This window comes from Reyranella sp., from assembly GCF_965229815.1.
Classification (GTDB): domain Bacteria; phylum Pseudomonadota; class Alphaproteobacteria; order Reyranellales; family Reyranellaceae; genus Reyranella.
In genome coordinates, this window is record NZ_CBDDJN010000006.1 from 3,257,440 (window position 1) to 3,283,512 (window position 26,073).

The 26,073-nt window shown below is 67.0% G+C and carries 25 protein-coding genes and 1 pseudogene; 5 read left to right on the forward strand and 21 right to left on the reverse strand.

The annotated features are described in order from the left end of the window. Positions 1-15: 15 nt before the first annotated feature. Both ACO073_RS27055 and ACO073_RS27060 read right to left on the reverse strand, forming a co-directional pair. Complete coding sequence (locus ACO073_RS27055; RefSeq protein WP_422001966.1) at positions 16-1,230, reverse strand: CoA transferase; 1,215 nt, start codon at positions 1,228-1,230, stop codon at positions 16-18. A gap of 24 nt (positions 1,231-1,254) precedes the next feature. Then, a complete protein-coding gene (locus tag ACO073_RS27060; RefSeq protein ID WP_422001967.1) occupies positions 1,255-2,382 on the reverse strand; it encodes an NADH:flavin oxidoreductase/NADH oxidase in 1,128 nt (375 codons plus the stop codon). Positions 2,383-2,459: 77 nt separating this feature from the next. Here ACO073_RS27060 and ACO073_RS27065 point away from each other — a divergent pair, with 77 nt between their 5' ends. Further along, on the forward strand, positions 2,460-4,166 hold the full coding sequence (locus tag ACO073_RS27065) for an N-acyl-D-amino-acid deacylase family protein (RefSeq protein WP_422001969.1): 1,707 nt from the start codon (positions 2,460-2,462) through the stop codon (positions 4,164-4,166). A gap of 1,187 nt (positions 4,167-5,353) precedes the next feature. Here the strand turns inward: ACO073_RS27065 and ACO073_RS27070 are convergent. Further along, positions 5,354-5,599 carry a hypothetical protein gene (locus ACO073_RS27070; protein ID WP_422001971.1) on the reverse strand — a complete coding sequence of 82 codons (246 nt, stop codon included), beginning with the start codon at positions 5,597-5,599 and terminating at the stop codon, positions 5,354-5,356. 299 nt (positions 5,600-5,898) lie between these two features. On the opposite strand from ACO073_RS27070, the gene ACO073_RS27075 reads away from it, so the two are divergent. Then, a complete protein-coding gene (locus tag ACO073_RS27075) occupies positions 5,899-7,203 on the forward strand; it encodes a deoxyguanosinetriphosphate triphosphohydrolase (protein ID WP_422001973.1) in 1,305 nt (434 codons plus the stop codon). 12 nt (positions 7,204-7,215) lie between these two features. Here ACO073_RS27075 and urtE read toward each other — a convergent pair whose 3' ends face one another. The 14 genes and pseudogenes from urtE to ACO073_RS27145 all read right to left on the reverse strand — a co-directional run bounded on the left by urtE (position 7,216) and on the right by ACO073_RS27145 (position 18,994). Then, entirely contained in the window at positions 7,216-7,911 is a 696-nt protein-coding gene (urtE, locus tag ACO073_RS27080) for an urea ABC transporter ATP-binding subunit UrtE (protein WP_422002230.1), read from the reverse strand. Between the two features lie 5 nt (positions 7,912-7,916). Next, positions 7,917-8,678, reverse strand: coding sequence for an urea ABC transporter ATP-binding protein UrtD (gene urtD / locus ACO073_RS27085; protein ID WP_422001974.1), 762 nt, complete (start codon positions 8,676-8,678; stop codon positions 7,917-7,919). Next, positions 8,675-9,793: an urea ABC transporter permease subunit UrtC gene (gene urtC, locus ACO073_RS27090; RefSeq protein ID WP_422001976.1), complete on the reverse strand. Its 1,119-nt coding sequence runs from the start codon at positions 9,791-9,793 to the stop codon at positions 8,675-8,677. Before urtC ends, urtD begins: the two co-directional genes overlap by 4 nt. Further along, positions 9,790-11,403, reverse strand: coding sequence for an urea ABC transporter permease subunit UrtB (gene urtB / locus ACO073_RS27095; protein WP_422001978.1), 1,614 nt, complete (start codon positions 11,401-11,403; stop codon positions 9,790-9,792). Before urtB ends, urtC begins: the two co-directional genes overlap by 4 nt. A gap of 77 nt (positions 11,404-11,480) precedes the next feature. After that, positions 11,481-12,773 carry an urea ABC transporter substrate-binding protein gene (urtA, locus tag ACO073_RS27100; RefSeq protein WP_422001980.1) on the reverse strand — a complete coding sequence of 431 codons (1,293 nt, stop codon included), beginning with the start codon at positions 12,771-12,773 and terminating at the stop codon, positions 11,481-11,483. 88 nt (positions 12,774-12,861) lie between these two features. Continuing rightward, the gene (locus ACO073_RS27105) at positions 12,862-13,431 is read right to left on the reverse strand and encodes a HupE/UreJ family protein (protein WP_422001982.1); all 570 of its coding nucleotides are present in this window, start codon (positions 13,429-13,431) and stop codon (positions 12,862-12,864) included. A gap of 3 nt (positions 13,432-13,434) precedes the next feature. Next, positions 13,435-14,067 (reverse strand): urease accessory protein UreG, encoded by a 633-nt coding sequence (ureG, locus tag ACO073_RS27110; RefSeq protein ID WP_422001984.1) that lies wholly within the window; start codon positions 14,065-14,067, stop codon positions 13,435-13,437. Next, positions 14,064-14,495 (reverse strand): DUF3995 domain-containing protein, encoded by a 432-nt coding sequence (locus ACO073_RS27115; RefSeq protein ID WP_422001986.1) that lies wholly within the window; start codon positions 14,493-14,495, stop codon positions 14,064-14,066. The genes ureG and ACO073_RS27115 overlap by 4 nt, the downstream gene beginning before the upstream one ends. Further along, complete coding sequence (locus ACO073_RS27120) at positions 14,492-15,175, reverse strand: urease accessory protein UreF (RefSeq protein ID WP_422001987.1); 684 nt, start codon at positions 15,173-15,175, stop codon at positions 14,492-14,494. Before ACO073_RS27120 ends, ACO073_RS27115 begins: the two co-directional genes overlap by 4 nt. Before the next feature lie 3 nt (positions 15,176-15,178). Continuing rightward, positions 15,179-15,667 carry an urease accessory protein UreE gene (locus tag ACO073_RS27125; protein WP_422001989.1) on the reverse strand — a complete coding sequence of 163 codons (489 nt, stop codon included), beginning with the start codon at positions 15,665-15,667 and terminating at the stop codon, positions 15,179-15,181. Between the two features lie 106 nt (positions 15,668-15,773). Next, positions 15,774-17,447, reverse strand: a complete 1,674-nt coding sequence (gene ureC / locus ACO073_RS27130; protein ID WP_422002231.1) for an urease subunit alpha — start codon at positions 17,445-17,447, stop codon at positions 15,774-15,776. A 129-nt stretch (positions 17,448-17,576) separates the two neighbouring features. Next, a pseudogene (locus tag ACO073_RS27135) lies at positions 17,577-17,819 on the reverse strand (urease subunit beta); the annotation flags it as partial. 11 nt (positions 17,820-17,830) lie between these two features. Beyond that, the gene (locus tag ACO073_RS27140) at positions 17,831-18,133 is read right to left on the reverse strand and encodes an urease subunit gamma (RefSeq protein WP_422001991.1); all 303 of its coding nucleotides are present in this window, start codon (positions 18,131-18,133) and stop codon (positions 17,831-17,833) included. A gap of 45 nt (positions 18,134-18,178) precedes the next feature. After that, a complete protein-coding gene (locus ACO073_RS27145) occupies positions 18,179-18,994 on the reverse strand; it encodes an urease accessory protein UreD (RefSeq protein WP_422001992.1) in 816 nt (271 codons plus the stop codon). A gap of 30 nt (positions 18,995-19,024) precedes the next feature. Between ACO073_RS27145 and greB the strand changes: the two genes are divergently transcribed. After that, positions 19,025-19,576 (forward strand): transcription elongation factor GreB, encoded by a 552-nt coding sequence (gene greB / locus ACO073_RS27150; protein ID WP_422001994.1) that lies wholly within the window; start codon positions 19,025-19,027, stop codon positions 19,574-19,576. A gap of 92 nt (positions 19,577-19,668) precedes the next feature. Here greB and ACO073_RS27155 read toward each other — a convergent pair whose 3' ends face one another. The 4 genes from ACO073_RS27155 to ACO073_RS27170 form a co-directional block, all read right to left on the reverse strand. After that, the gene (locus ACO073_RS27155) at positions 19,669-20,073 is read right to left on the reverse strand and encodes a GFA family protein (protein ID WP_422001996.1); all 405 of its coding nucleotides are present in this window, start codon (positions 20,071-20,073) and stop codon (positions 19,669-19,671) included. A 297-nt stretch (positions 20,074-20,370) separates the two neighbouring features. Next, positions 20,371-21,099 (reverse strand): LysM peptidoglycan-binding domain-containing protein, encoded by a 729-nt coding sequence (locus ACO073_RS27160; RefSeq protein WP_422001998.1) that lies wholly within the window; start codon positions 21,097-21,099, stop codon positions 20,371-20,373. Between the two features lie 451 nt (positions 21,100-21,550). Beyond that, the gene (locus tag ACO073_RS27165; protein ID WP_422001999.1) at positions 21,551-24,034 is read right to left on the reverse strand and encodes a vitamin K epoxide reductase family protein; all 2,484 of its coding nucleotides are present in this window, start codon (positions 24,032-24,034) and stop codon (positions 21,551-21,553) included. A 92-nt stretch (positions 24,035-24,126) separates the two neighbouring features. Further along, positions 24,127-24,675, reverse strand: coding sequence for a DUF421 domain-containing protein (locus ACO073_RS27170; protein ID WP_422002000.1), 549 nt, complete (start codon positions 24,673-24,675; stop codon positions 24,127-24,129). Between the two features lie 444 nt (positions 24,676-25,119). Between ACO073_RS27170 and nikR the strand changes: the two genes are divergently transcribed. Further along, positions 25,120-25,593, forward strand: coding sequence for a nickel-responsive transcriptional regulator NikR (gene nikR, locus ACO073_RS27175; RefSeq protein ID WP_422002001.1), 474 nt, complete (start codon positions 25,120-25,122; stop codon positions 25,591-25,593). 134 nt (positions 25,594-25,727) lie between these two features. Further along, positions 25,728-26,063, forward strand: a complete 336-nt coding sequence (locus ACO073_RS27180) for a hypothetical protein (protein WP_422002003.1) — start codon at positions 25,728-25,730, stop codon at positions 26,061-26,063. The last annotated feature ends 10 nt before the right edge of the window (positions 26,064-26,073 follow it).

Here is a 26,073-nt window from a genome sequence, read left to right on the forward strand (position 1 = left end):
CGCGGCATGACAGCACTAGCGGGGGCCGCCGACAACCTTGTCGTCATGCAGCTTGCCGATCGCGCCGGCAGAGAGGCCGAGGATGCCCGACAGGATCTCGTCGGTGTGCTGCCCCAGGACCGGCGCGGGAAGCGGCCGCTCGCGCTCGAAGGCGCCGAACTGCAGCGGCGTTGCGGCGACCGGGTAGCGGCCGATGCCGGGCTGGTCGAGGATGGTGAACATCGGATTGTCGAGGACGTTGGTGCGGTCGGCCGCGAGCTCGCGGAAGGTCTGGTAGGGCGCCCACAGGGCGCCGGCCTGCTTCAGCGCCGCGCCGACCTCGGCAGCGCTGAGCGACGCGACCCAGGGCTCGATGACGGTGCACAGCTCGGTGCGCGCGATCCAGCGTCCGGCATCGGTCTTCAGGTCGACGCCCTTCGCGCTCTCGATCTGGCGAAACGCCTCGGCGAACCCGCCCGCCGTCGCGAGCGCATCGACGTGGCGGTCGGAGAAGATGCAGATCATGACGAAGCGACCGTCCTTCGTCCGGAAGTCGCGCCCGAACGTGCCGAAAATCTCGTTGCCGAATCGCGGACGATCGACCTCGTTGACCACCGCCTCGCCGAGGTAGCCCAGCGCCGAGGTGGCGGCGAGCGCCATGTCCTGCAGCGGCAGGACGATGCGCTGGCCCGCGCCGGTCAGGCGCCGGTGCCGCTCGGCGGCCAGGATGGCCATGGCGCCGGCATAGGCGGTGGCGAGGTCCCAGGGCGGCGCGACCGCATTCACCGGCCCGCCGTGGCCGACCGGCCCGGTCACCATGGGAAAGCCGGTGATGGCGTTCACCGTGTAGTCGACATGGGCCGCGCCGTCGCGCGCGCCCACGATGTTGAGGGCGATCAGGTCGGCGCGCTCAGCTGACAGCGCCTCATAGGAGAGCCAGCCGCGTGCCGGCATGTTGGTCGTGAAGATGCCGGCGCCCTCGCCGGGCGCGGTGATCAGCGCCGTCAGCAGCTCGCGGCCGCGCGGGCTGCGCAGGTCGACGGCGATCGAGCGCTTGCCCTTGTTGAGACCGGCCCAGTAGATCGAGCGCCCGTCCTTCGTGACCGGCCAGCGGTCGCTGTCGAGACCGCCCTTGATGTCGTCGAAGCGGATCACGTCCGCGCCGAGCTGGGCAAGCGTCATGCCGCCCAGCGGCGCAGCGATGAACGCCGAGCCTTCGACGATGCGAAGGCCGGTCAGGATGCCTGTCATGGTTTCTTCCCGTGTCTGTCTTGCTTACTTCTTGAGGCCGACGAGGTTGTTCTTGCGCTTCTCCAGCCACCAGCCGTACTCGGGCGTCCACATCTCGAAGTCGCCGTCGCAGCCCAGCTCCTGGGCGGCGTGCAACGCCCAGAACGGATCGTAGAGTGCCTGGCGGCCGATCGCGATCAGGTCGGCATCGCCGGCCTGCAGGATCGCCTCGGCCTGCGGCCCGTCAAGGATCAGCCCGACCGCCATCGTCCGGATGTCCGCCTGGCGCTTCACCGCCGCGGCGAACGGCACCTGGAAGCCGAGCGAGCGCTTGACCGGCAGGGCCGTCGACACGCCGGTGAGGCCGCCCGAGGAGCAGTCGATGACGTCGACGCCCAGCGCCTTCAGGGCCTTGGCGAAGACGACCGTGTCCTCGACCTCCCAGCCGCCGGCGCCGTCGACCGAGGAGACGCGGATGAACATCGGCTTGTTCTCCGGCCAGTTCTCGCGCACCGCCCTGGCGGCCGCCAGCGGGAAGCGCATCCTCCCGGCGCGATCGCCGCCATACTGGTCGTTGCGCGTGTTGCTGATCGGCGAGAGGAACTGCGCCAGCAGGTAGCCGTGCGCGCCGTGGATCTCGATCACGTCGTAGCCCGCGGCATCGGCGCGCCGCGCCGCCTCGCCGAACTTCCTCACGAGGGCGTCGATGTCGTCGTCGTCGAGCTGGCGGGGAATGGTCCAGCCTTCGGCGGCCGGCAGCTCGGACGGTCCCACGACCTGCCACTTCTGCCAGCCGGCACCCTCCGGCCCGAGCTGGCCCGGCTTGTCGAAGGAGCGCGGCGTGCTGCCCTTGCGGCCGGCATGGGTGATCTGGGTCGCCGCCAGCGCCCCCTCCTGCTTCAGGAAACGGACCAGCCGCTTGTGCCCCTCGATCTGGCGGTCGTCCCACAGGCCGAGATCGCCCTGGGTGACCCGGCCGCGCGGCTCGACGGCGCAGTTCTCGGTGAAGACGATGCCGAACTTGCCCAGCGCGAACTTGCCCAGATGGACCAGGTGGTAGTCGTTCACCTCCCCGTCGGTGGCGCGGTACTGCACCATCGGCGAGACGACGCAGCGATTGGGCGCCGTGACCCCGCGCAGCGAGAGGGGCGTGAAGAGAAGCGGTTTCTGCAAAGGACGGTCTCCCGGAGGGGATGGCTTGGCTGGGGGCGAACATAGACCGGGCCGGAACAGGGGCCTATCCTCGCTGCATGCATGACCTCGTCATCCGAAACGGAACCGTGATCGACGGCTCCGGCGCGCCGCGGCGGATCGCCGATGTCGCCGTCGAAGGCGACCGCATCGTCGCCGTCGGGGCGGCGCTGGGACCCGGCCGGCGCGAGATCGACGCCGACGGGCTGACGGTGATCCCGGGCTTCGTCGACATCCATACCCACTATGACGGCCAGGCGACCTGGGACCCGTTCGTCACGCCCTCGTCCTGGCACGGCGTCACGACCACGGTGTTCGGCAATTGCGGCGTCGGCTTCGCGCCGGTGCGGCCCGGCCAATCGCCCTACCTCATCAACCTGATGGAGGGGGTCGAGGACATCCCGGGCACCGTGCTCAGCGAGGGCGTCAGCTTCGCGTGGGAATCCTTCCCCGACTACCTCGATGCGCTGGCCGCCATGAGCCGCACCGTCGACGTCGCCGCCCAGCTCCCGCACGGCGCGCTGCGCTTCTACGTCATGGGCGAACGCGGCACCGACCATGCCGAGGCGCCGACCGAAGCCGAGATCGAGGCGATGACCCGGATCACGGAGGAGGCGTTGCACGCCGGCGCGCTGGGCTTCACCACCTCGCGCACCACCAAGCACCGCGCGCGCGACGGCCGCTTCACCCCGTCCCTCAGCGCCCGCGAGGCCGAGCTGCTGGGCATCGCCCAGGGCATGCGCCGGGCCGGCCGCGGCGTGCTGCAGGTCAATTCCGACTTCGGCCCCGGCGAGTTCGAGGCGCTCGACGCGGCGGCGTCGCTGGCCGGCCGGCCGCTCTCCTGCCTGCTGGTGCAGGTCGATGCCCAGCCGAAGCTGTGGCGCGAGACGCTCGACCAGATCCATGGCGTGCGCCGGGCCGGCCGGATGGCCAATGCCCAGGTCGGCTCGCGCCCGATCGGCGTCATCATGGGGCTGGAGACCACGGCCCATCCCTTCGCCGCCCATCCGGCCTGGCTGGAGATGCGCAAGCTCTCACCCGCCGAGCGCCATGCGCGCCTGGGCGCGGACGCGGAGCTGCGCCGCCGGCTGGTCGAGGACGCGCCGTCCGGCGGCCCGCGCGCCTTCATGGCCGAAGCCTTCCACAAGATGTTTCCGATCGGCGACCGTCCCGACTACGAGCCTGACGCCGACGGCTCGATCGCCGCCATCGCCGCCCGCACCGGGCGCACGCCGCAGGCGGTGGCGCTCGACGAGATGATGGCGCGCGAGGGCAAGGGTCTGCTGATGCTGCCGTTCGAGAACTACGCCTACGGCAGCCTCGACGTGGTGCACGAGATGATCACCGACCCCGCGACCGTCCTGGGCGTGGCCGATGGCGGCGCCCATGTCGGCGTGATCTGCGACGCCTCCTCGCCGACCTCGCTGCTCACCTTGTGGGGCCGTGACCGCACGCGCGGGCCGAAGCTGCCGCTCGAGTTCCTCGTGGCCAAGCAGACGCGCGGCACGGCCGAGGCCTACGGCCTGCTCGACCGCGGCCTGCTGGCGCCCTGCCACAAGGCCGACATCAACGTCATCGACTTCGACGCGCTCGCCCTGCAACGGCCGGAAGTCGTCTACGACCTGCCGGCGGGCGGCCGCCGCCTCGTCCAGCGCGCCACGGGCTATCGCCACACGTTCAACGCAGGCGTCGAGACGCTGCGCGACGACGAGCTGACCGGCGAGCGGCCGGGACGGCTGATAAGGGGCGCCCAACGTGGCGGTTAGGGCGCTATTCAACTTACGTACGCCGCTTAGCGACAGGTGCCCTTTCCGCATCTAATGACAGTTGCATTTCGAGTTGGATAGATTACCAATTGTAAATGCGATCGCCGAGGCACCTCTTAACAAGCTCAAGGCTTATTCGACTACAACGTTTGGTCGCTTCTGGCCACTTCCCTTCAGAACTACCTCCGCCATTTTCAACTCGGCAGCTTAGCCAGCATGCTGACGACCTCGTGCGGCATTGGAATGAACACGAGCTCCGTAGGTTCATCACTCGCCCGGAGATAGTGAGCGTCCCTCGAGCGAGACGCGTTAGACGGCAAGTTTCAATTGTCAATCCAATCAGTCAGCTACATCTATCCGATTTGATTGCACGAAACTGGACAGAAATTCGGGCCCGCCTAAATCGTTCAGAAATTGGCGAATTTGAACCTCTCATTCAGGTTGAGCGAGATCGGCGAGCAATCGCAGGTATCGATTTCGGGAGGGTCCATCGTAGAAAGATCGCGATACTTGCGCGTTACGGGAGATACGTTCAGACGGACATCGTGCGGTTCTTTCCATCCTTACCTACACACACGATCGCCTGGGGTCTTTTGGGCAGAGCTTGGGTACAAAATTCAGACAACGAGCGCGAATTTAGGGATTCAGAAGCAAGCCGCATAGTTGCGGCTGTGCGTTCAGGGCAAGGGGGCGACGAAACCGGTATCCCAATTGGTCCAGACACCTCCCGCATACTGTCAGAACTCGTCGCTACCGAATTGGAAGATGTGCTTAGAGGTCATCTCCCCGATCTCGCAACTCGAGGCGTTCGCTACGTCGACGACGTAATCGTCGGAATAAATGAAGACGAGTCGCCCGACGCGGTCGTCGCAACTTTATCATCAGCCCTCTATGAGTTCGATCTCCAGTTGAACGACGAAAAGACTTCGACGCAAGGAGTTGGAATTTCTACTTCGCCAGATTGGCTTCATTTCATTCGGCAGTTTCAGGTTTCCGAACGGACTCGGCGCCAAAGGGAGGATTTGGAGTCATTTTTTACTGAAGCCATGCATCGTGCCGATCAACATCCGCGAGCTGAAGTTCTTCTGTACGCAACAAAAGTCGCCACAAGCTTCCCCATTCGAGAAGAGAATAGAAACTTCTTTGTGAGATGGTTGCTATACGCTGCACGAAGGAGTCCGTCTTGCCTAAGCTACGTCGCGGAGCATCTTGCCTTTCAACATAGGAATGGGCAACAGGGTGCCGTCGCGGACGTTCACCATTTCATCCGACAACAAATTCGGCTCAAAGCCCGCGCGGCGCATACACTCGAAGTGGCTTGGCTGCTCTTTTGGGCGCGCGAAACTGAAACCCGATTGCCAGGCGACCTCCTCGAAGACGTGACTCGCCTGCGAAGTGGCGTCTGCGCGTTGCTGACGCTGGACCTTATTCAAAGGGGCTTTGTAGATGGGTCCATTAACTCGGATTTCTGGCGTTCATTCGCAACCGACGATGGCCTCTCCTCCGAAATGTGGCTGGTCGCATACGAGGCCTCACTGAAGCGATGGTGGCCACAGCGTACAAGTCGGTCTTTCATTAGGGATCACCGATTTTTCGGTGAGCTACTTCAGAGAGAAATCAGTTTCTACGACCCTGGCGCGCGGCCTCGACGAGAGGGATCTCGCCGTTCGTTCTCACCGTTCGACGGCGCAGAAGCCACGTCGTATCTCCAATTCTAAACGCGAGGGAACACATGACTGATTGGCCATCGCTGCTCAGCTCTGCTCGGCTTCAGGACAGCAAACCGCCGATGGGCGAGGCGCAACGGACGCCATTTCAGCGCGACTTCGATCGGGTTGCCTTTTCTTCGCATTTCCGCCGCCTTCAAGACAAGACGCAAGTACACCCTCTCGCCGATTCAGACTATGTGCGTCGACGCCTTACCCATTCTCTTGAAGTGTCGTGCGTAGCTCGCTCACTTGGAACCTTTATCGGGCGAGCGCTCAAGAATCGTGGTGACGCTGCTCTCGATCAAATGGAAGAGCTTGCGGCAGAGGTTGGCCAAATCGCCGCCGCTGCGGCTCTAGCACACGATATTGGGAATCCACCATTTGGCCATATTGGTGAAACGGCGATAGCGGAGTGGTTCGAGACCAATTCCTCCAACGAACTATTCAAGCAACTAAGCCCTGCAGAAATGGCTGACCTTCGCCTCTTCGAAGGTAATGCTCAGGGGTTTCGAATTCTGGTGCGCCTTGCAAACAGTCACGTGGGGCTAAAGCTGACAGCCGCGACACTGGGCGCTTTTACCAAGTATCCAACGAGCAGCAGCGCGCGACGCAGACCCGGATACATTGGGCAGAAGAAGCACGGCTTCTTCTGCGCCGAATCAACTGAGTTTGCGAAGCTTGCGTGGACACTAGGCTTGCGCAGTTTGACAGAAGGGTCTTGGCAAAGGCACCCGCTAGCATTCCTAGTCGAAGCCGCGGACGACATCTGTTACCGCATCATTGACGTCGAAGACGGCGTAAAGGTCGGAAGAATTGAATACCGTGACGCTGAAGCTTGCCTCCGCGCGCTATTGCCTGGAAACGTTAGCTACAACCCATCCGTCGATGACAAAGATTCCAACTTAGGTTGGCTGCGTGCAACGGCAATAGGCAATCTTATCGAGATTGTTCAACAAGTGTTTCTTGAGAATGAGGCTTCAATTGTAAACGGCGAATTCGGAACTAGTCTGATCGAAGGTTCGCCATTGGCTAGTGCGGTGGAAGACGCGAAGAAACTAGTCGAGGAAAGAGTGTTCAAATGGGATCGAACAATTCGGGCTGAGATTAGCGGGGTTAAGATGCTGCACAGCTTGTTGGACGACTTCATCAACGCGGCCGCCGCGCCCCAAAAGGCTTCGGGCAAGAAGCTGCTTGCCATAGTTCCTGGCTACGATCTGAGAGCTGCTCCGTATGAACAGCTTTTATCGATTACAGACTTCATTTCCGGCATGACTGATTCTTATCTCGTCGAGACGTACCAGCAAGTCCATGGCGTAGCGGTGCCTTGATCCGACCTTGAGCTACACCGTCATGTGGCGGCGCACGGCCTCGGCATCGAAGGTCTCGCGCGTGCCGGACAGCACGATCTCGCCACGGTCCATGACCGCGAAGTCGTCGGCCAGCTCGTGGGCGAAGTCGAGATACTGCTCGACCAGCAGGATCGCCATGTCGCCGCGCTGGCGCAGGAAGGTGATGGCGCGGCCGATATCCTTGATCACCGACGGCTGGATGCCCTCGGTCGGCTCGTCGAGCACCAGCAGCTTGGGCCGCATGGTGAGGGCGCGGCCGATCGCGAGTTGCTGCTGCTGGCCGCCCGACAGGTCGCCGCCGCGCCGCCGCAGCATCGACTGCAGCACCGGGAACAGCTCGAACACCTCGTCGGGCACCTTCTTGTGCTCGCGGCCGACCGGTGCGAAGCCGGTCTCGAGATTCTCCTTCACCGTCAGCAGCGGGAAGATCTCGCGCCCCTGCGGCACCAGCGCCACGCCGCGCCGCGCCCGCTCGTAGGGCGGCAGGCGGGACATTTCCTGCCCGTCGAGCGCGATCGATCCGGCGGCGATGGGCTGCAGGCCGCAGATCGCCCGCAGCAGGCTGGTCTTGCCGACGCCATTGCGGCCGAGCAGGCAGGTGACGCGGCCGATCGTGGCGCTCAGCGACACCGAGCGCAGCGCCTGGGCGGCGCCGTAGTAGAGGTCGACGTTCTGGACGGTCAGCATGGCGGTCATCGTCCGAGATAGACTTCGACGACGCGCGGATCGGCGCTGACCTCGTCGAGAGTGCCCTCGGCCAGCATCGAGCCCTCGTGCAGCACCGTGACCTTGACGCCGAGCGCCCGCACGAAGCTCATGTCGTGCTCGACCACGACGACCGAGTGGGTCTTGTTGATCTCGCGCAGGACCTGGGCCGTCGTCTCGGTCTCGACGTCGGTCATGCCCGCCACGGGCTCGTCGACCAGCAGCAGCTTGGGATCCTGGGCGAGCAGCATGCCGATCTCCAGCCACTGCTTCTGGCCGTGGCTGAGGCGCGCCGCCAGCATGTGCTGCTGCGGCTCCATGCGGATGATCGAGAGGATCTCGTCCAGGCGCTCGTTCTCGGCCCGGGTCGGCGCCGCCAGGAGGAGCTTGTACCAGCTGCGCAGGCCGGCCAGCGCGAGCACGAGATTGTCGCGCACCGTGTGGTTCTCGAACACGGTAGGCTTCTGGAACTTGCGGCCGATGCCCAGCGTCGCGATGTCGGCCTCGTCGAGCTTGGTGAGATCGGCTTTGCCGTCGAACACGACCTCGCCGCCGTCGGGTCGCGTCTTGCCGGTGACGACGTCCATCATCGTCGTCTTGCCGGCGCCGTTGGGCCCGATGATGGCCCGCATCTCGCCCGGCTCGACCAGCAGCGACAGGTTGTTCAGCGCCTTGAAGCCGTCGAACGAGACCGTGACGCCGCTGAGATAGAGCAGCGCCGAGGTGCTGCGATGCTCGGTCAGGCTCATGCCGCCGCCCTCGCCCGGGCGGTAGCCGCGCGTCCGCGCAATTGCCCCCACAGGCCGACGATGCCCTTGGGCAGGAACAGCGTCACGGCGATGAACAGGGCGCCGAGCGCGAACAGCCAGAGCTCGGGCAGCGCGCCGGTCAGCCAGGTCTTGCCGAAGTTGACCGCGAAGGCGCCGATCACCGCGCCGATCAGCGTGCCGCGACCGCCAACGGCGACCCACAGCACCGCCTCGATCGAGTTGGCCGGCGAGAACTCGCTGGGATTGATGATGCCGACCTGCGGGACGTAGAGCGCCCCCGCGACTCCCGCCATGGCCGCCGACAGGACGAAGACGAAGAGCTTGTAGCCCTCGACCCGATAACCGAGGAAACGCATGCGGCTCTCGGCGTCGCGCACCGCCGTCAGCGCCTTGCCGAAGCGCGAACCGACGACGGCGCCGGATATCACCAGGAAGATCGCGAGCACGAGTGCGGAGGCGAAGCAGAGCGCGGCGCGGGTCCCGTCGGCCTGCACGGAAAAGCCGAGGATGTCCTTGAAGTCCGTCATGCCGTTGTTGCCGCCCAGGCCCATGTCGTTGCGGAAGAAGGCCAGCATGAGGGCGAAGGTCATCGCCTGGGTGATGATCGACAGGTAGACGCCGGTGACGCGGCTGCGGAAGGCGAACCAGCCCAGCGCCAGGGCGAGCAGGCTCGGCACCAGCACGACCATGATGGCCGCGAACCAGAACATGTCGAAGCCGTGCCAGAACCAGGGGAGCTCCTTGTAGTTCAGGAACACCATGAAGTCGGGCAGCAGCGGATTGCCGTACTGGCCGCGGCTGCCAATCTGGCGCATCAGGTACATGCCCATGCAGTAGCCGCCGAGCGCGAAGAAGGCGGCGTGGCCCAGCGTGAGGATGCCGCAGAATCCCCAGACGAGGTCGACCGCGAGCGCCAGCGAGGCGAAGCAGAGATACTTGCCGATCAGCTGCAGCACCCAGGCCGGCACGTAGAACGGGCTGGTGGGCGGCAGAAGCTGGTTGAGCAGCGGCAGCGCGATGCCGATCGCCAGGACCAGGAGCACGAAGGCCCGCAGCATGGGTCCCATGCCCTGCCAGAGGAAGCGCGTGATCATTCGACGGACCGCCCCTTCAGCGCGAACAGGCCGCGCGGGCGGCGCTGGATGAACAGGATGATGAACACCAGGACCAGGATCTTGCCGAGCACGGCGCCGGCATAGGGTTCGAGGAACTTGTTCACGATGCCGAGCGCGGTGGCGCCGACCAGCGTGCCGAACAGGTTGCCGACGCCGCCGAACACCACGACCATGAACGAGTCGATGATGTAGCCTTGGCCGAGATTGGGACTGACATTGTCGATCTGGCTCAGCGCCACGCCGGCAAGTCCCGCGATGCCCGAGCCGAGGCCGAAGGTGAGCGCGTCGACGCGCGGCGTGCGGATGCCCATGGCCGAAGCCATCGGCCGGTTCTGGGTGACGGCGCGCATGTAGAGGCCGAGCGGCGTCTTGCGCAGCAGCAGGATGAGCGCGCAGAACACGACCAGCGAGAAGACGACGATCCACAGCCGCCCGTAGGTGACGGTGATCTGCCCGACCTGGAAGGCGCCCGACATGAAGGCCGGCGCACCCACCTCGCGATTGTTGGGGCCGAAGATCGAGCGCACCGCCTGCTGGAGCACCAGGGAAAGACCCCAGGTCGCCAGCAGCGTGTCGAGCGGCCGTCCGTACAGGAAGCGGATGATGCCGCGCTCGATCAGGATGCCGACGCCGCCCGCGACCAGGAAGGCGAGCGGCAGGGCGAACATCAGCGAGGCATCGAACAGGTGCGGCGCCGAGGTGCGGATGATCTCCTGGACGACGAAGGTCGTGTAGGCGCCCAGCATCACCATCTCGCCGTGCGCCATGTTGATGACGCCCATGGTGCCGAAGGTGATGGCGAGCCCGATCGCGGCCAGCAGCAGCACGGAGCCGAGCGAGATGCCGTACCAGACGTTCTGCGCCGCTTCCCAGGCCGACAGCGTCTGGCGGACCTCGCCGGCGGCCGCGGTGGCGGCGGCCTTGACCTCGGGATCGGACGACCGGTTGACGGCCGCCTGCAGGACGCTCAGCGCATCGCTGTTGCCGCGCTTGCGCACGACCTCGAGCGCCTGGAGCTTCTGCTCCTTGCTGGCGTCGGAAACCAGCACCACGGCGGCGCGCGCCTCGTTGAGGGCGGTCTTTACGCCGGCATCCTTCTCGGCGGCGATCGCCGCGTCGAGGGCGCCGAGCGCGGCGGGATCGGGGCGCTTGAACAGCGAATCCGCCGCCTCGCGGCGGACGCGCGCATCGGGGCTCATCAGGGTGAGCGAGCCGACCGCGGCCTCGATGACGCCGCGCAGCCGGTTGTTGACGCGAACGCGCTCGAGCGCGGCTTCCGGCGCCGTGCCGGCGGGCTTGCCGGTGACGGCCTCGACCAGCGCGAGCTGGTTGCCGTCGGGGCTCGCGATCACCACGACCTTGTCCGCCGTGCGGACGTAGAGCTGGCCCGCGCCGAGCGCGCGCAGGATGGGCGCCGCGCGCGGATCACCCGAGGCGGCGAGCGCCGCGATCGCGGTCTCGCGATCGCTGAACCCGCCGGTGGTGAGATTGTTGACGAGAGCCGAGAGGTCGGCAGCCAGGGCCATGCCGGCGATCAACACCGAGGCCAGCGCCGACATCACCCCCGTTAGCAGGCGCAGGAAGATCATGGTTCTGAATTAGCCCGGAGATGGAAACGGGGCGACAGGAAATGTCGCCCCGCCCCTGTGGGTTGAGCGGAAAGGATCTACTTGCCCTTGCCGCCGCACTTGCCCGTGGCAACGTTGAAGTTGCCGCAGTTCATCGGCTTGCGCCAATCCGAGATCAGGTCCTTGGAGTCGGGCAGGTAGTCCGACCACTCGTCGCCGAGCACCAGGCCCGAGGTCTGCCACACCACGTCGAACTGGCCGTTGTCCTGGATCTCGCCGATCAGGACGGGCTTGGTGATGTGGTGGTTCGGCATCATCGCCGAGTAGCCGCCGGTCAGGTTCGGCACCGTCACGCCGATCATGGCGTCGATCACCGCGTCGGGATCGGTCGTGCCGGCCTTCTTGACCGCCTCGATCCACATGTTGAAGCCGATGACGTGCGCTTCCATCGGATCGTTGGTCACGCGCTTCGGGTTCTTGGTGAAGGTCTGCCAGGTCTTGATGAAGGCCTCGTTGGTCGGGTTCTTCACCGACTGGAAGTAGTTCCAGGCCGCGAGATGGCCGACCAGCGGCTTGGTGTCGACACCGGCCAGCTCTTCCTCGCCGACCGAGAAGGCGACGACCGGGATGTCCTTGGCCTTGATGCCGGCGTTGCCCAGCTCCTTGTAGAACGGCACGTTGGCATCGCCGTTGATGGTCGACACGACGGCCGTCTTCTTGCCGGCCGAACCGAACTTCTTGATCTCCGCCACGATCGACTGCCAGTCGGAATGACCGAACGGCGTGTAGTTGATCATGATGTCTTCCTGCTTGACGCCCTTCTGCTTCAGGTACGCCTCGAGGATCTTGTTGGTCGTGCGCGGATAGACGTAGTCGGTGCCGGCCAGCACCCAGCGCTGCACCTTCTCGTTGTTCATCAGGTAGTCGACCGCCGGGATCGCCTGCTGGTTCGGGGCCGCGCCGGTGTAGAACACGTTGCGCGAGCTCTCCTCACCCTCGTACTGGACGGGGTAGAAGAGCAGGCCGTTCAGCTCCTCGAACACCGGCAGGACGGACTTGCGGCTGACCGAGGTCCAGCAGCCGAACACCGCGGCGACCTTGTCCTTCTGCAGCAGCTCGCGCGCCTTCTCGGCGAACAGCGGCCAGTTCGACGCCGGATCGACGACGACGGCCTCGAGCTTGCGGCCGAGCACGCCGCCCTTCTTGTTCTGCTCCTCGATCAGCATCAGCATGACGTCCTTCAGGGTCGTCTCGCTGATCGCCATCGTGCCCGACAGTGAATGAAGAATGCCGACCTTGATCGGCGGCGCCTGGGCGAAGGCACCGCTTGCCGCCCCCGCGATCAGGCCGGCGGCCAACAGGCCCGCCCGCATGGTTGAACCGAATTTCATCCCGCTCTCCTTTATCTGACGGAACTCCCCGTCAGAGCGAAGAGAGCAGGAGGCGTGCCAAAATCCCGGCTAGGGGCTGGTATAACTTTTAATGGGCCACGATCACGAGAGCGCCGGCCGCCATCATCGCGCCGCCCACCGCCCGCACGCCGAGGTCGCCCGCCAGGCGGCGGACGCTCCAGGCGAGCGCGAGTCCGGCCGCCTGCAGGACGGCAGTCGCCACCATGAACCCCAAGATGTAGCCGCCCGCGCCAGCAGCAGGCGCTTCCTGTGCGTGGGCATAGCCGTGGAAGAAGGCGAACAGGCCGACGATGACCATCGCCCAGGCCGCCGGAAGACGCACGGCACCCATGACGAGCCCGCCGATCACGAAAACCGATGCCAGAATGAACGCCTCAACAAGCGGCAGTTTTATGCCTGCAAAACCGGCAGCTGCCCCGACGGCCATCATGACCAGGAAGGCGAGCGGGACCAGAAGCGCCGCCGCGGGCCGGCGCAGGGCCAGCAGGCCGGCCCACATCCCGACGCCGATCATCGCCGCGAAATGGTCGAGCCCGGTGAAAGGATGGACGAAGCCGGAAGCCTCGTGGCCGGGATGCGCCAGCGCCGGGGCGGCCATCGACAGGGCGACCAGGCTCAGGACGATCGGTTTACGCATGGCTTACTCCTTGGCGACAGGACGCTCCGCGAGGCCGCCCTGCCGCACGATGAAGGACGCGATCTCCGCGACGCCCTTGTTCTCCTTGAGATTGGAGAACAGGAAGGGCCGCTGGCCGCGCATCCGGCGCGCGTCGCGGTCCATGACGTCGAGGTTGGCCCCGACCAGGGGGGCCAGGTCGATCTTGTTGATCACCAGCAGGTCGGACCGGGTGATGCCGGGGCCGCCCTTGCGCGGGATCTTCTCGCCGGCCGCCACGTCGATCACGTAGATCGTGAGGTCGGCCAGCTCGGGCGAGAAGGTGGCGGCCAGGTTGTCGCCCCCCGATTCCACGAACACGACCTCGAGATCGGGCCACTGGCGCACGATGTCCGAGACGGCCGCCAGGTTGATGGAAGCGTCCTCGCGGATCGCCGTGTGCGGGCAACCGCCGGTCTCGACGCCGACGATCCGCTCGGGCGCGAGCGCCCCGGCCCGGGTCAGGAACTCGGCGTCTTCCTTGGTGTAGATGTCGTTGGTGACGACGGCGATGTCGTAGGTCTCGCGCATGGCCTTGCACAGGCGCTCGACCAGCGCCGTCTTGCCGGACCCGACCGGCCCGCCGACTCCCACTCTAAGCGGACCCCGCAGACTCATTGACGTTCCAACTCCCCGGCGAGCAGGGCGACGAAGCTCGCGCCCATCAGCAGACAATACGGCGAATAGTACCGCTTGTTGCGCGTGGCAAATGGTTCGTCGCGAAAATGGCTGCGCCAGGTCGGCGTGAAGCCCGCCACGCCGCGCGCCAGGAACACGCCGGCGATGGCATAGGTGACGGACTGCACCCAGGTCTCTTCGGCGCGGCCCAGCATGACGAAGGGCCACAGGGCCAGCAGCGCCAGTGCGGCCGCCACGCCGTGGCATTGCCAGGCCGGCGGCATGCGGCGGCGGCCGTCGCCGACCACGGCACGCACCAGCGCCCCCTCGTCCGCCTCCGGCCAGTTGTAGCCCAGTCCCCACATCGCATGGATCACGGCGATGGCGCCCACGCCGACGAACAACAGGACGGCGAACACGACCGTCATGAGCGGAACAGACGCGTGTACTGCGTCTCGTGGCGCAGCGAGCACCAGTCGAGCAGCGGCGTCGCCGTGCCGACCTCGTCGAGCGAGGCCACGGCCTGCGCCGCCTCGACGGCCCGGCTCACCGCCGGTTCCAGCGCCGCCAGCGCCCTCTGGCCGTCGCTCTGGCCCAGCGGCACGGACCGGACGGCCGCCGATATCAGGTTGGCCGCAAAGGCGTGCAGATATCCCCCGAGCGCCGTCTCGAGCGCGATCCCGTGTGCCGCCGCCGCCAGCGCCACCGCCACGGGCAGCGCCAGCTCGCCGCCCAGCCGCTCGTGCGCGGCCTCGAGAGCGTCGTTCGGCCAGGCGGTGCGCGTGATTGTCAGGAACGACCCGCCCTGCTGGCGAGATTCCAGCGCCATCTCCGCCGTCCCACGCCAGGCGGCGGCCCGCTCGGCGATGCGGTCGAACTCCGGCCAGTCCTCTGCCGAGGCGGCCCGCCAGGCCGCGGCGAACAGCGCGCCGTCGACAGCGCCGGTCCCCTGTCGCAGCACGCTCTCGAGCCACGTGACGAGCGTGGCGCGATCGCCGACCAGTCCCTCCTCGACCGCCGTCTCGATGCCATGGCTGTAGCTGAAGGCGCCGATCGGATAGGCCGGCGACAGCCAGGCGAGCAGCCGGTAGAACGGATCGACGGCCATGGATCAGTCGTGCCGCTCGGCGTGCAGCGATCCGTGGCGATGGCCGAGGTCGTGGTTGTGCTGTCCATAGGCGCCGCCCTCGGGATCGAAGGGCGTGCGCACCTTGCGCACCTCGGCGCCCAGTCCCTTCAGCATGTCGACGATGACATGGTCGTCGCGGATCAGGATGCGGTCGGCGTCGATCTGCGCCGGCAGGTGGCGGTTGCCGAGATGCCAGGCGATGCGGGCGAAGGCGGCGGCATCGCGGCCGCGCACCTCGACCAGATCTTCCTCGGCCGCCAGGACCTCGACGAAGCCGCCCTCCTCCAGCCGCAGCCCGTCGCCGGTGTGCAGGACGATCGGCTCGACCAGGTCGAGCAGGAAGTCGAGCCCGCCGTCGCCCAGCATGCGCAGCCGCCGCCGGTAACGGTCGTCGAACAGCAGCGTCACGCTGTCGACCCGCTCGGCCGATGGCCACTGCCCGGCGCGCGCGACGTCGATGGCGCGCTTCATTGCCGGGGGCGCGCCACTCCGTGGCGCATCTTGGAGCGCGGACCTCCAGGTCCGCTCATGGTCATGATGCGGACCTGGAAGTCCGCGCTCCGTATGAGAGTCATGATCAAAACAGGAAATACCGCTGCGCCATCGGTAGCGTCTCGGCCGGCTCGCAGGTCAGGAGCTCGCCGTTGGCGCGAACCTCGTAGGTCTCGGGGTCGACCTCGATCGTCGGGCAGAGCGCGTTGTGGACCATGTCCTTCTTGCCGATCTTGCGCGTGCCCTTGACCGGCAGCACGGGGCGGCTCAGCCCCCATTTCTTCGCGACGTTCTTGGTGATCGCCGCCTGCGACACGAACAGCGCCGGGCTGGTCACCAGGCTGCGGCCGAAGGCGCCGAACATCGGCCGGTAGTGGACCGGCTGCGGCGTCGGGATCGAGGCGTTGGGATCGCCCATCGGCGCGGCGACGATCGAACCGCCGATCAGCACCATGTCGGGCTTGGCGCCGAAGAAGGACGGCGACCACATCACGAGGTCGGCGCGCTTGCCGACCTCTATCGAACCGACGTGGCGGGCGATGCCGTGGGTCAGCGCCGGGTTGATCGTGTACTTGGCGACGTAGCGCTTGACCCGGACATTGTCGTTGTCGCCCTGCTCCTCCTTCAGGCGGCCGCGCTGCTTCTTCATCTTGTCGGCGGTCTGCCAGGTGCGGATCACGACCTCGCCGACGCGGCCCATCGCCTGGCTGTCGGACGACATCATCGAAAACGCGCCCATGTCGTGCAGGATGTCCTCGGCGGCGATGGTCTCCTTGCGGATGCGGCTTTCGGCGAAGGCCACGTCCTCGGGAATCTTCCGATTGAGGTGGTGACAGACCATCAGCATGTCGAGATGCTCATCCACCGTGTTGACCGTGTAGGGCATGGTCGGGTTGGTCGACGACGGCAGCACGTTCTTCTCGCCGCACAGGCGGATGATGTCGGGCGCATGGCCGCCACCCGCACCCTCGGTGTGGAAGGTGGCGATCGCCCGGCCCTTGAAGGCCGCCCGCGTGGTCTCGACGAAGCCCGATTCGTTCAGCGTGTCGGTGTGGATGGCGACCTGCACGTCCATGCGGTCGGCCACCTTCAGGCAGTTGTCGATGGCGGCCGGCGTGGTGCCCCAGTCCTCGTGCAGCTTCAGCCCGCAGGCGCCGGCCTCGACCTGTTCCTTGATGCCGGCCGGCTTGCTGGTGTTTCCCTTGCCGAAGAAGCCGAGGTTCATCGGCAGGCCCTCGGCAGCCTGCAGCATGCGCCCGATGTGCCAGGGGCCGGGCGTAACGGTGGTGGCCAGCGTGCCGTGCGCCGGGCCGGTGCCGCCGCCCAGCATGGTGGTGACCCCGCTGTACAGCGCGTCGTCGATCTGCTGCGGGCAGATGAAGTGGATATGGCAGTCGATGCCGCCGGCGGTCACGATCTTGCCTTCGCCGGCGATCACCTCGGTGCCCGGGCCGATCACGATGTCGACCTTGGGCTGGATGTCGGGATTGCCCGCCTTGCCGATGGCAACGATGCGGCCGTCCTTCAGGCCGATATCGGCCTTCACGATCCCCCAGTGGTCGACGATCAGGGCATTGGTAATCACCGTGTCGACGGCGCCCTGGGCGCGGGTGCGCTGGCTCTGGCCCATGCCGTCGCGGATCACCTTGCCGCCGCCGAACTTGACTTCCTCGCCGTAGACCGTGTGGTCCTTCTCGACCTCGATGAAGAGGTCGGTATCGGCCAGCCGCACCTTGTCGCCCACCGTGGGGCCGAACATGTGGGCATAGGCCGAGCGCGAGATCCGGGTCGGACCTTCGTTCGACGGGCCGACCTTGGCGATCGGACCGAGCTTGCCCGAGACCTGGGCGCGGAAGCCGTGGCTCTCGCGGCCGCCGAGATAGGGCGTCAGCCGCACGGTGCGCGACTGGCCCGGTTCGAACCGAACGGCGGTACCCGGGGCGATGTCGAGCCGCATGCCCCTGGCGCGCTTGCGGTCGAACTTCAGCGCCGCGTTGGTCTCGAAGAAATGGTAGTGGCTGCCCACCTGGATCGGCCGGTCGCCGGTGTTGGCGACCTCGATCGTGATCGGGTTGCGGCCCTTGTTGAGCTCGAGCTCGCCGGGAGCGGCGACGATTTCACCGGGGATCATCGCGTCTCTCCTCAGCGGATGGGGGCGTGGACGGTGACGAGCTTGGTGCCGTCGGGGAAGGTCGCCTCGACCTGGATCTCGGCGATCATGTCGGCGACGCCGTCCATGACCTGCCCGCGGCTGAGCACTTGGGCGCCCGCCTGCATCAGATCGGCGACCGAGCGGCCGTCGCGCGCGCCCTCGACGACGAAGTCGGTGATCAGCGCCACGGCCTCGGGGTGGTTGAGCTTCACGCCCCGCTCGAGGCGGCGGCGCGCCACCACGGCGGCCATGGCGACCAGGAGCTTGTCCTTCTCACGCGGCGTCAGATTCATCGACGGTTTCCCCCTGCCGGTCGCGCCCGACTATAAGTGGCTGCATCAAACATGCCAGACTCGCGGCAGCCGCCGGCCGCGGAATTCGGTGAGAAACCGGATCGTGGCGGCGCGGACGGCCGTCGCCTCGCCCAGCAGCCGCGCCACCATCACGCCGTTCACCACCGTCACGCCCGCCCGAACGCCCTCGGCCGCCTCGAGCAGCGCCCGCGCCCGCTCGGCCTGCGGCTGCGGCGCGTCCCAGACGCCGATCACCGTGGCGAGGGCATTGGCGACGCCGAAGCCCGCACCGGCCGGAGTCTCGCCCTCGACCCGCAGCGTGTCGGTCCAGACCAGCCGGCCGGGTCGCCGCACCGACCATGAATCCAGCAGCAGCCCGCGGGTGAAACGCTCGCCCGAGGCGGCGCGGCCCAGCACGACCATCTCGCAGGCGAGCAGGCTGCCGCCGGGCTCGACTTCGGCGACGGTGCGGCGCTTGAGCTGCGCGCCCTCGAACACGATGGTCTCCTGCGGCAGCCAGTCGAGGGAAGCGCCGTCGGCGACGCGCACCGCGACATCGATGGCGCAGTGTTCGCTGCCGTGGGCCGCGCGATAGATCTTCTCCGCCGCCTGGGTGGTGGCCAGCGCGGTCGCGCCGGGGCCGACTTCGATCGCCATGTCGAGGGAATCGCCGCCGGTGACCCCGCCCGACGTGGTCAGCAGCACGGCCTGCGGCGGTTCGCCGGGCTCGGGGTGCGGGAACAGGACCCGGCAGGGATCGCGTTGAAAGAGGTCGCCCAGCCGGGTGACGCCGTCCCGCCGGTCGAACGCCACCCGGCATTGGCCGGAGGCGCGCTGGAGACGGGGTGGGCTGGTGGTCATCGGCCCGCTCTTGATAGAACAGGAGCCGAAATGAGCAAGGCCTTCACCAAGGAAAGCGACGGCGAGGACGAGGACGATCTCCCCGAGGAGATCGCGGGCCTGCCCGCCGGCGCCAAGAACTACATGACACCCGACGGCTTCGCGCGCATGCGCGAGGAGCTGATGACGCTCATGCGCAAGGAGCGGCCGGAGGTCGTGCAGGTCGTGTCCTGGGCCGCCGCCAACGGCGACCGCTCGGAGAACGGCGACTATCTCTACGGCAAGAAGCGCCTGCGCGAGATCGACCGCCGCATCCGCTTCCTCAGCAAGCGCCTCGAACGCTCGGAGGTCGTCGACCCTGCCAAGCGCCCCAAGACCGACCAGGTCTTCTTCGGCGCCACCGTCACCTGGGCCAACGAAAAGGGCAAGGAACGGACGGTCAAGATCGTCGGCGTCGACGAGGTCGACCCGGGGCGCGGCCATGTGAGCTGGATCTCGCCCATCGCGCGCGCCGTGATGCGCGCCCACGAAGGCGACCTCGTCCGGATGCGTACCCCCGGCGGCGAGGAGGAGATCGAGATCGTCAAGGTCGAGTACGTCTGACGGCGTTCCGGGCCGTCCCCCGCCCATGGCCCAGCCCCGGCCATTTCTGGACACCGGTGCGTCCAATAATGGGGCCGGATGGCCGGCCGCCCTCAGCCGCCCGCATGTCCCTCGTGCTGCGGCAGGTCGTCGGCGATGGTGTGCCAGGGAGCCTTGGAACCCACGAAGATGTGGCAACCCGGCCGGATCGAGGGCGCATCGACCAGCGTTCCCATCGCGACATGCACGAAGGCGCCGTCGCGCACGACGGAGAAGAGCAACGAGCCGCAGCGGGCGCAATGCGTGTCGTTGTTGAGCGCGTCGCCCTGGATCAGGAGCGTCCCCGCGCCATGGGTGACGGCCAGCCGGTCGCGCTCGATGCCGGCGAACGGCTTGAACGCCGACCCCGTCGTCCGCCGGCAGTTCGAGCAGTGGCAGTACATGGCGTAGCGGAAGGCGTCGTCGACGGCATAGCGGACCGCGCCGCAGAAGCAGCTTCCGGTCAGTCTGGCGATCATTGGATCCGCCCTTCGGGAATGAGGTGACGGCAGCGAAAAGGTGGCCGGCGCATGGGGTTATCAAGGTCGAGGACATGACCAACCTCCTTCGGCAAAGGTCGGCCACGACAAGCCACAAGATTGCGCATGGATGTCAAGATCATCCGGGCAGCATGAACGGCTTCAGAGGAAGCTGTTCGATAAACCGGACGGGGCGACCGACAGGTGAGAGCAACCGATCACCCTCGATGCCCGGCGCGTTACGATATCGAAAGCGTGCGGTCCCTCGAATCGCGAGATCGTTCGCTTCCGTGACCTTCATCCCGGCGACCTTGCGACGACGTCGAATTTGGCCGACCGCACGGCCAAGTCGGCGCCGGGAATGGCGATGACGAAGATGAAATCCCGGCCTTCGGCCGCGCTATCCGGCAGTTCGACCGTCACTTGAAGAGTGCCTTCCACGCTGGTCCGGGCCTGCTGGATCAGCTTGTAGTCGCCTCCGGGCGGCCCGCCTGCGATGTCGACAAGTCGATTCGACGGAAGGCCGATCGCCGACAGCGTTACAGGAGACCCGGGAGCGCCTGTCCTGGCCGAAAGCGAAATCTGCGCTTCCGCTCCGTCCAGGCCTGGAATGCTGAGGCTTCTGCCGAGCCTCCGGACACTCTGATGCAGGTCTGGATTGCGGGTGATGAAATCCTCGATCGACTCGCCCGCGGATCGGGCGGCCCCCTCGATCGATTTGCCGGCTCGCTCGGCATAGGAGCTCAGGCGGTCGAGAAGCAGATTTTCCGATTCGTCTCCCGCCCGCGCCACCTTCAGGGTCATTCCAGCGCGAAGGTCTCTGGTGCCCTCGACTCGGGGGTTGAGATCAAGAATCAGCCCTTCAGTGATGCCGCAGCGATTGGCAATGTCGCTCAGTGTTTCGCCGGGTCGGACCTCGACCTGGGTCCCACAGCTGGCATACGCCAACCTTCCCGACAGGGCCAGACAGAGCGATACGCCGAGCGCGAGGCCTTTCCGCGCGCGGGAAGTCGGCTTTTTTGGCATTGCTCATCCCTCCTCCGAAATCCGGAACGTCAAGGAGCGCCGTTGCTCGCGGGTTCCGACATGGGCTCGAGAAGCGGACCGATGATGTGCCGCCAGACCCGACATTTTGAGAGAGCTGACAAAAGGTCATCCGTAGCGGGCATTGGACCCACCACGTCCGAATCCCAAATCGCGACGCGGCGGCAACCGTTGCTTCCCGGCCGGCTCTTTGTCCATACCGGGGTGTTCCCAGTTGCATTCCGGACCCGCCCTGCCGCAGCTCCCGTGGCTCGGGCATGGCTGCCGGCCGGGCGGGACAACTACACCTAGTTGCAGACGGACAACCCTCCCGGGCGAAGCAGGCTTCGGTGCCAGCCTGCCCTTGGACATCGCGACCTCCTCATTCATCCGAGGGAATGTTGCTGTCTCGCCCGAGTTGCCGGCAGCAGGAAGAATGCCTCCCGGCAATCCCTCAGACGATCCAGGGCGTCCAGCCGGCGTACCGCGACTGGACCCGCCCGCGTGGAATGCTGAGCGCGATCAGCGCCGCGCCGGCGATCACCGAAGCCACCACGTCCACCGCCGTCGCGCCGGTAAGCAGGGGCATGAGGATCAATCCGGCCGCCCACACGACGTTCAGCATGCGGACCGGCCGCGCGATCTCGGCGGCGGCGATCGCCGTCGTGGTCAGCACCATCGCTCCCAGGACATGGTGGGTGTCGGCCGCCAGGCCTTCCGCCCCCAGCGTCACGCGGGTGAACATGAGCCACACACCGATGGCCGCCGCCCCCGCGAGGTTCCAGGGCAGCGACACGCCCCCCGCCGCCATTTCCCGTGCAACGGCCGGCAGCGGCCGGTCGAACTCGTCGGCCCCGGCCGCCGGGTTGCGTCCCGCGTCCTGTCGATCCTCGTCGGTATCGCCGAAGAACAGCACGCGTCCCAGCGACCGGCCGGCCAGACGCCTGCGGCGCAGGAACTGCAAGGTCGCCAGCAGCTCGTCCAGCGAGTACGGGATCTGCACCAGCATCGCGGCGGCCGCGATCAGGCACAGCGAGCACCAGGTTCCGATGACGATGGGCTGGATCACGATGAAGGTGATCGACACGGCGCCGAGCGGCACGATCATGACGCCGAACAGCAGCACCAGCCACGGCATGGTGCGCCAGCGCCGAGTCGAGCCGATGATGCCGGTGACGATCTCCAGCCCATAGGTGAGCGCGCCGACCGCGGCGTCCGGCACGGGCCAGGCCCGCGACACCGACGAGGTGATGATCTCCTCGGTGCCGTTGCGCGGGTCCGGGCCACCGCCGAAGAAAGGCTCCCACACCGAATCGACGTGGCCGAGCTGGTAGGCCGCGAGGTAGCGCGAGATCAGGAGACCGATCACCGCCAGGCCGATGATCGGCAGGCGTTGCAGCCATGCCGACGGATTGTAGTCCCATCCGGGCGGCACCGCCGGCCCGCTCGACGCCGCCAGCGGCGAGGGACCGGGTTCCGGCGGCGTGCCGAGGGCGAAGGCGGCGATCAGGCCGCCGACCAGCGTGTCGTTGAGATAGGCCATGCCGTTGTCGGTCCAGAACAGGAACGGCGCGGTCATCACCCACAGGCCGACGAGCGCGGCCGCCCAGCGCGCCCAGGCATTGCGCCCGTCGAGCGCCAGCGCGCCCAGCCCGGCCACGGCGAGCCCGGACAGGACCTCGCTGGTCGCCAGCACCGCGGAGTCCAGGCCGATCAGCGGCGGCGTCGCCGCCAGCCACAGGCCGAGGAAGACGTTGGCCAGGTGCGCCCAGCGATAGCGCCGGTGCTCTTCCCGGTACACGTCCTCGTGCCGGGCGCGCAGCGCCTCGGGGTCGTGGCCTTCCCGTTGCGCGGCGGGCAGCCAGGGGGGCGGCGTGATCTTGTTGGCTTCGTACCAGCCGACGGGATCATCCTTGAGGCTGGCCACGAGCCGCCTCAGCCCATCCACGAGGCGGTGGCTGGGCGTCCAGCCGAGCCACCGTTTCGCCGCTGCGATATCGAGCGCGTAGTGGTCGTCCGCCATGTCGACCATGAACGGACGGATGAAGGGCTTTTCGCCCTGGTCGAGGGAATCCGGGACGACCGGTTCCAGAACCTGCTGCGCCCACGCGCCGGCCCTGGCCAGCGGCTTGGGAACCTCCAGGGTCGGCCAGCCCTCGCCGTGAATCTCCCGGGCCACCACATCCTGGATCTCCGCGTATCCCAGGGTCTCGGGTTCCCCGACCAGGAGCGTCAGTTCCTCCGGCAGGTCTGCGCGGCGATCGACGACCCGGCGGAAGGCATCGATCATGTCCGCCCGGTGCAGCATGCTCTGCCCGGCGCCGGTGTCGCCCGAATAGAGGCGGCTTTGGAGGTCCTGCTCGTAGATGCGTGCGATCTGGCGGGACAGCGTCGGGACCGCCGTGCGCTCGTCGTAGAGCCCGGCAAGATGCAGCAACACGACCGGCATCGCACCGTGATGATGCCGGATGACATCCTCGGCCTCGGCCTTGGATTGGGGATAGGCCCAGCGGGGCTCGATCGGCTGGCTCTCGTCGATTCGCTCGCCGGGCCGGCCCGGGCGATGGACCAGCATCGTGCCCGAATAGACGAACTGCTCGACCTCGAAGGGCTGCAACACGTCGAGCAGCCGGCGCGTGCCCTCGACATTGACGCGTCGGTAGAGCGGATTGTCCTCGCCGCTGAAATCGAAGAAGGCCGCGAGATGGATGACGCTCGCGATGTCGCCGCCGAAGCGGCGGCGCACTTCCTCGAAGGCGGCCTCCACCTCGGCATCCGAGGTGACGTCGATCGGCACGATCGGCGTGCCGTCGTCCAGTTCACCGCGCTCGCGGTCCAGACCCACGACGCAGTAACTTTCCTGCAGCGCCTTGGCGAGCTCCCGACCGACATTGCCGGCGGCACCCGTGATCAGGACGATTGGTCGGGAGGCTGACATCAGGCCCTCGCTTTCGTTCTGACTTCTGTCGGCAACGGTCGCGGACGGCCCGTGTTCCCGTGCTTTCGGGCAGGGAAACGGTGCAATGGCCGCTAGGATTGCCGCGAGGCGCCATCTGACGCCGATCGGCCGGGCCCGGGCCGCGCAACGTCGGCCAGAGTGCCGTCGCCGGGCGGCCCCTGACGCACGACGCTGATCGATCCATCGGTCTCCAGGACGACCGCGGCAAGGTCGGACAGGTCGGCGACCCCTTCGGCGCGGACGGCCGCCCAAACTTCCTCGACCGTGACCCGCTGGCGGCGCAGGGCGCCCGGCACGAGCTGTCCGCGGTGCACGAGCAGGGTCGGCTCGGACTTGACGAGGTCTCGGAACGATTGCGACCGCACCGACAACCAGGTGATGCCGTATTGCAGCGCGATCAGGAGAGCCAGAGCAAGCAGACCCTCGGAGAGGGCGACCGACTTCGTCAGGATGAGGGAGGAAAGCGTTGAGCCCAGCGCGACGGTGACGACGAGGTCGAAGGCGTTCAGCTTGGTCAAGGTACGCTTCCCGGAAACCCGGAGAAAGACGATCAGCGCCCCATAGGCGAGCGTGCCGGCAACCAGCACGCGAAGAAGACCGGACCAGCTATCGAAAAACATGCGAGTCTCCCGTTGGGCATGCAAAGCCGGTCCTGTCGCTGGGGTCTCTCGCGCAGCGTTGATCTTGTCGAGGACCCGTTCGGCTTTGCCCCGAAACGGCGCGAGACCACCCCCTGCCCGCCCGTTATCCCAGGAAGCCCCGTCGAACTGCAAAGACGGAGCGGTCGTCCGGGTTGCGCATAAAAGCGATCTGTATCCAGATCAGCGGGGAACTGCGCTGCCCGAACCGCGCGCCGCGAACGCCACACCGAGGGCGGGCATACAGCCCGACCGTGAATACCGGTTGGCCTTCCCCTCGCCGCCGTTCGGGGTGACGATGAGACCGGATCGACCTCCGGCGCCTCGGAGCCGGACGCCGACCCGGGACGAGGGCCGTCGAGAACGCGTCTATCGCGTTTCCGCGTGCCACCGACGCAAGGCAAGGAACGGAGGAAGGGAATCCGGATGCAGCGCTTGACCCTCACCGTGGACGACGAGCTCGTCGCCGCGCTCGACGACCACATGAAGGCCCACCGCTACGCGAGCCGGTCCGAGGCGCTGCGGGACATCCTCCGCGAGGCGGCGGCTCGACGGCGGCTCGACGCCAGGCCGGCCGGCCCGGCGGACGGGTTCTGCATCGCCACCCTGTCCTACGTATACGACCACGAGACGCGCGACCTCGGCCGTCGCCTCACCCGCGCCCAGCATCGCCACCACGACCTTCAGATGGCGACCCTGCATGTCCATCTCGACCACGAATCCTGCCTCGAGGTCGCCGTGCTGCGCGGCCCGGTCACGGCGGTGCGCCAGGTCGCCGACGAGACGGTGAGCCAGCGTGGCGTGCGCCACGGCGCGCTCCATCTCGTCCCGGCCGATCGCGTGCGCACCCGCCACGCCCATGGCGGCAAGCCGCACGAGCACGATCACATCCATGCCTGAGCCGTGACGTTCGACCGTTTCGGCTGCCAGCCTCCCCCCCCCCGAAAACGCTCGAAGCCGGCATCGGCTCGGCGCACGACAATCCAGGCCCCCCGTCCGAGGCAACCGGGACCGGGGCAGGACAGTTTAAGACGGTGGAACCCGAACAGTCGGAGGACACCGCCGTGCCCCACAAGATCATCGCCGACTTCGACACCCGCCGAGGCGCCGAAACGGCCGTCGAGCATCTCGTCCAGGAACATGGCATCGACCGCTCCGCGATCGTCGTTCGCGCCGCCGGCACGGACAACTCGTCCGGGACCCGCCGCGCCGGGGCGGATGCCGAGAGCGGCCACGCGGGCGTCGAAAGACACGGCGACCCGGAACTATCGGGCCCGATCGAGGTCGCCGTCACCTGCCCGGAGGACCGGACGAACAGCCTCCAATCGGCCTTGAAGAAAGACGGGGCCATGAGGCTTCGCGCCGCCTGAGGCCGCGTCG

Excerpts from the sequence above, each read along its gene's own strand:
- urtC (WP_422001976.1), bottom strand. The coding sequence starts at position 9,793 with ATGATCACGCGCTTCCTCTGGCAGGGCATGGGACCCATGCTGCGGGCC.
- ACO073_RS27065 (WP_422001969.1), top strand. The coding sequence starts at position 2,460 with ATGCATGACCTCGTCATCCGAAACGGAACCGTGATCGACGGCTCCGGC.
- ureG (WP_422001984.1), bottom strand. The coding sequence starts at position 14,067 with ATGAGTCTGCGGGGTCCGCTTAGAGTGGGAGTCGGCGGGCCGGTCGGG.
- ACO073_RS27145 (WP_422001992.1), bottom strand. The coding sequence starts at position 18,994 with ATGACCACCAGCCCACCCCGTCTCCAGCGCGCCTCCGGCCAATGCCGG.
- ACO073_RS27160 (WP_422001998.1), bottom strand. The coding sequence starts at position 21,099 with ATGCCAAAAAAGCCGACTTCCCGCGCGCGGAAAGGCCTCGCGCTCGGC.
- ACO073_RS27075 (WP_422001973.1), top strand. The coding sequence starts at position 5,899 with ATGACTGATTGGCCATCGCTGCTCAGCTCTGCTCGGCTTCAGGACAGC.
- nikR (WP_422002001.1), top strand. The coding sequence starts at position 25,120 with ATGCAGCGCTTGACCCTCACCGTGGACGACGAGCTCGTCGCCGCGCTC.
- urtB (WP_422001978.1), bottom strand. The coding sequence starts at position 11,403 with ATGATCTTCCTGCGCCTGCTAACGGGGGTGATGTCGGCGCTGGCCTCG.
- ACO073_RS27140 (WP_422001991.1), bottom strand. The coding sequence starts at position 18,133 with ATGAATCTGACGCCGCGTGAGAAGGACAAGCTCCTGGTCGCCATGGCC.
- ACO073_RS27165 (WP_422001999.1), bottom strand. The coding sequence starts at position 24,034 with ATGTCAGCCTCCCGACCAATCGTCCTGATCACGGGTGCCGCCGGCAAT.
- ureC (WP_422002231.1), bottom strand. The coding sequence starts at position 17,447 with ATGTTCGGCCCCACGGTGGGCGACAAGGTGCGGCTGGCCGATACCGAC.
- urtA (WP_422001980.1), bottom strand. The coding sequence starts at position 12,773 with ATGAAATTCGGTTCAACCATGCGGGCGGGCCTGTTGGCCGCCGGCCTG.
- ACO073_RS27055 (WP_422001966.1), bottom strand. The coding sequence starts at position 1,230 with ATGACAGGCATCCTGACCGGCCTTCGCATCGTCGAAGGCTCGGCGTTC.
- greB (WP_422001994.1), top strand. The coding sequence starts at position 19,025 with ATGAGCAAGGCCTTCACCAAGGAAAGCGACGGCGAGGACGAGGACGAT.
- ACO073_RS27120 (WP_422001987.1), bottom strand. The coding sequence starts at position 15,175 with ATGGCCGTCGATCCGTTCTACCGGCTGCTCGCCTGGCTGTCGCCGGCC.
- ACO073_RS27115 (WP_422001986.1), bottom strand. The coding sequence starts at position 14,495 with ATGACGGTCGTGTTCGCCGTCCTGTTGTTCGTCGGCGTGGGCGCCATC.
- ACO073_RS27170 (WP_422002000.1), bottom strand. The coding sequence starts at position 24,675 with ATGTTTTTCGATAGCTGGTCCGGTCTTCTTCGCGTGCTGGTTGCCGGC.
- urtD (WP_422001974.1), bottom strand. The coding sequence starts at position 8,678 with ATGAGCCTGACCGAGCATCGCAGCACCTCGGCGCTGCTCTATCTCAGC.
- ACO073_RS27105 (WP_422001982.1), bottom strand. The coding sequence starts at position 13,431 with ATGCGTAAACCGATCGTCCTGAGCCTGGTCGCCCTGTCGATGGCCGCC.
- urtE (WP_422002230.1), bottom strand. The coding sequence starts at position 7,911 with ATGCTGACCGTCCAGAACGTCGACCTCTACTACGGCGCCGCCCAGGCG.
- ACO073_RS27155 (WP_422001996.1), bottom strand. The coding sequence starts at position 20,073 with ATGATCGCCAGACTGACCGGAAGCTGCTTCTGCGGCGCGGTCCGCTAT.
- ACO073_RS27125 (WP_422001989.1), bottom strand. The coding sequence starts at position 15,667 with ATGAAGCGCGCCATCGACGTCGCGCGCGCCGGGCAGTGGCCATCGGCC.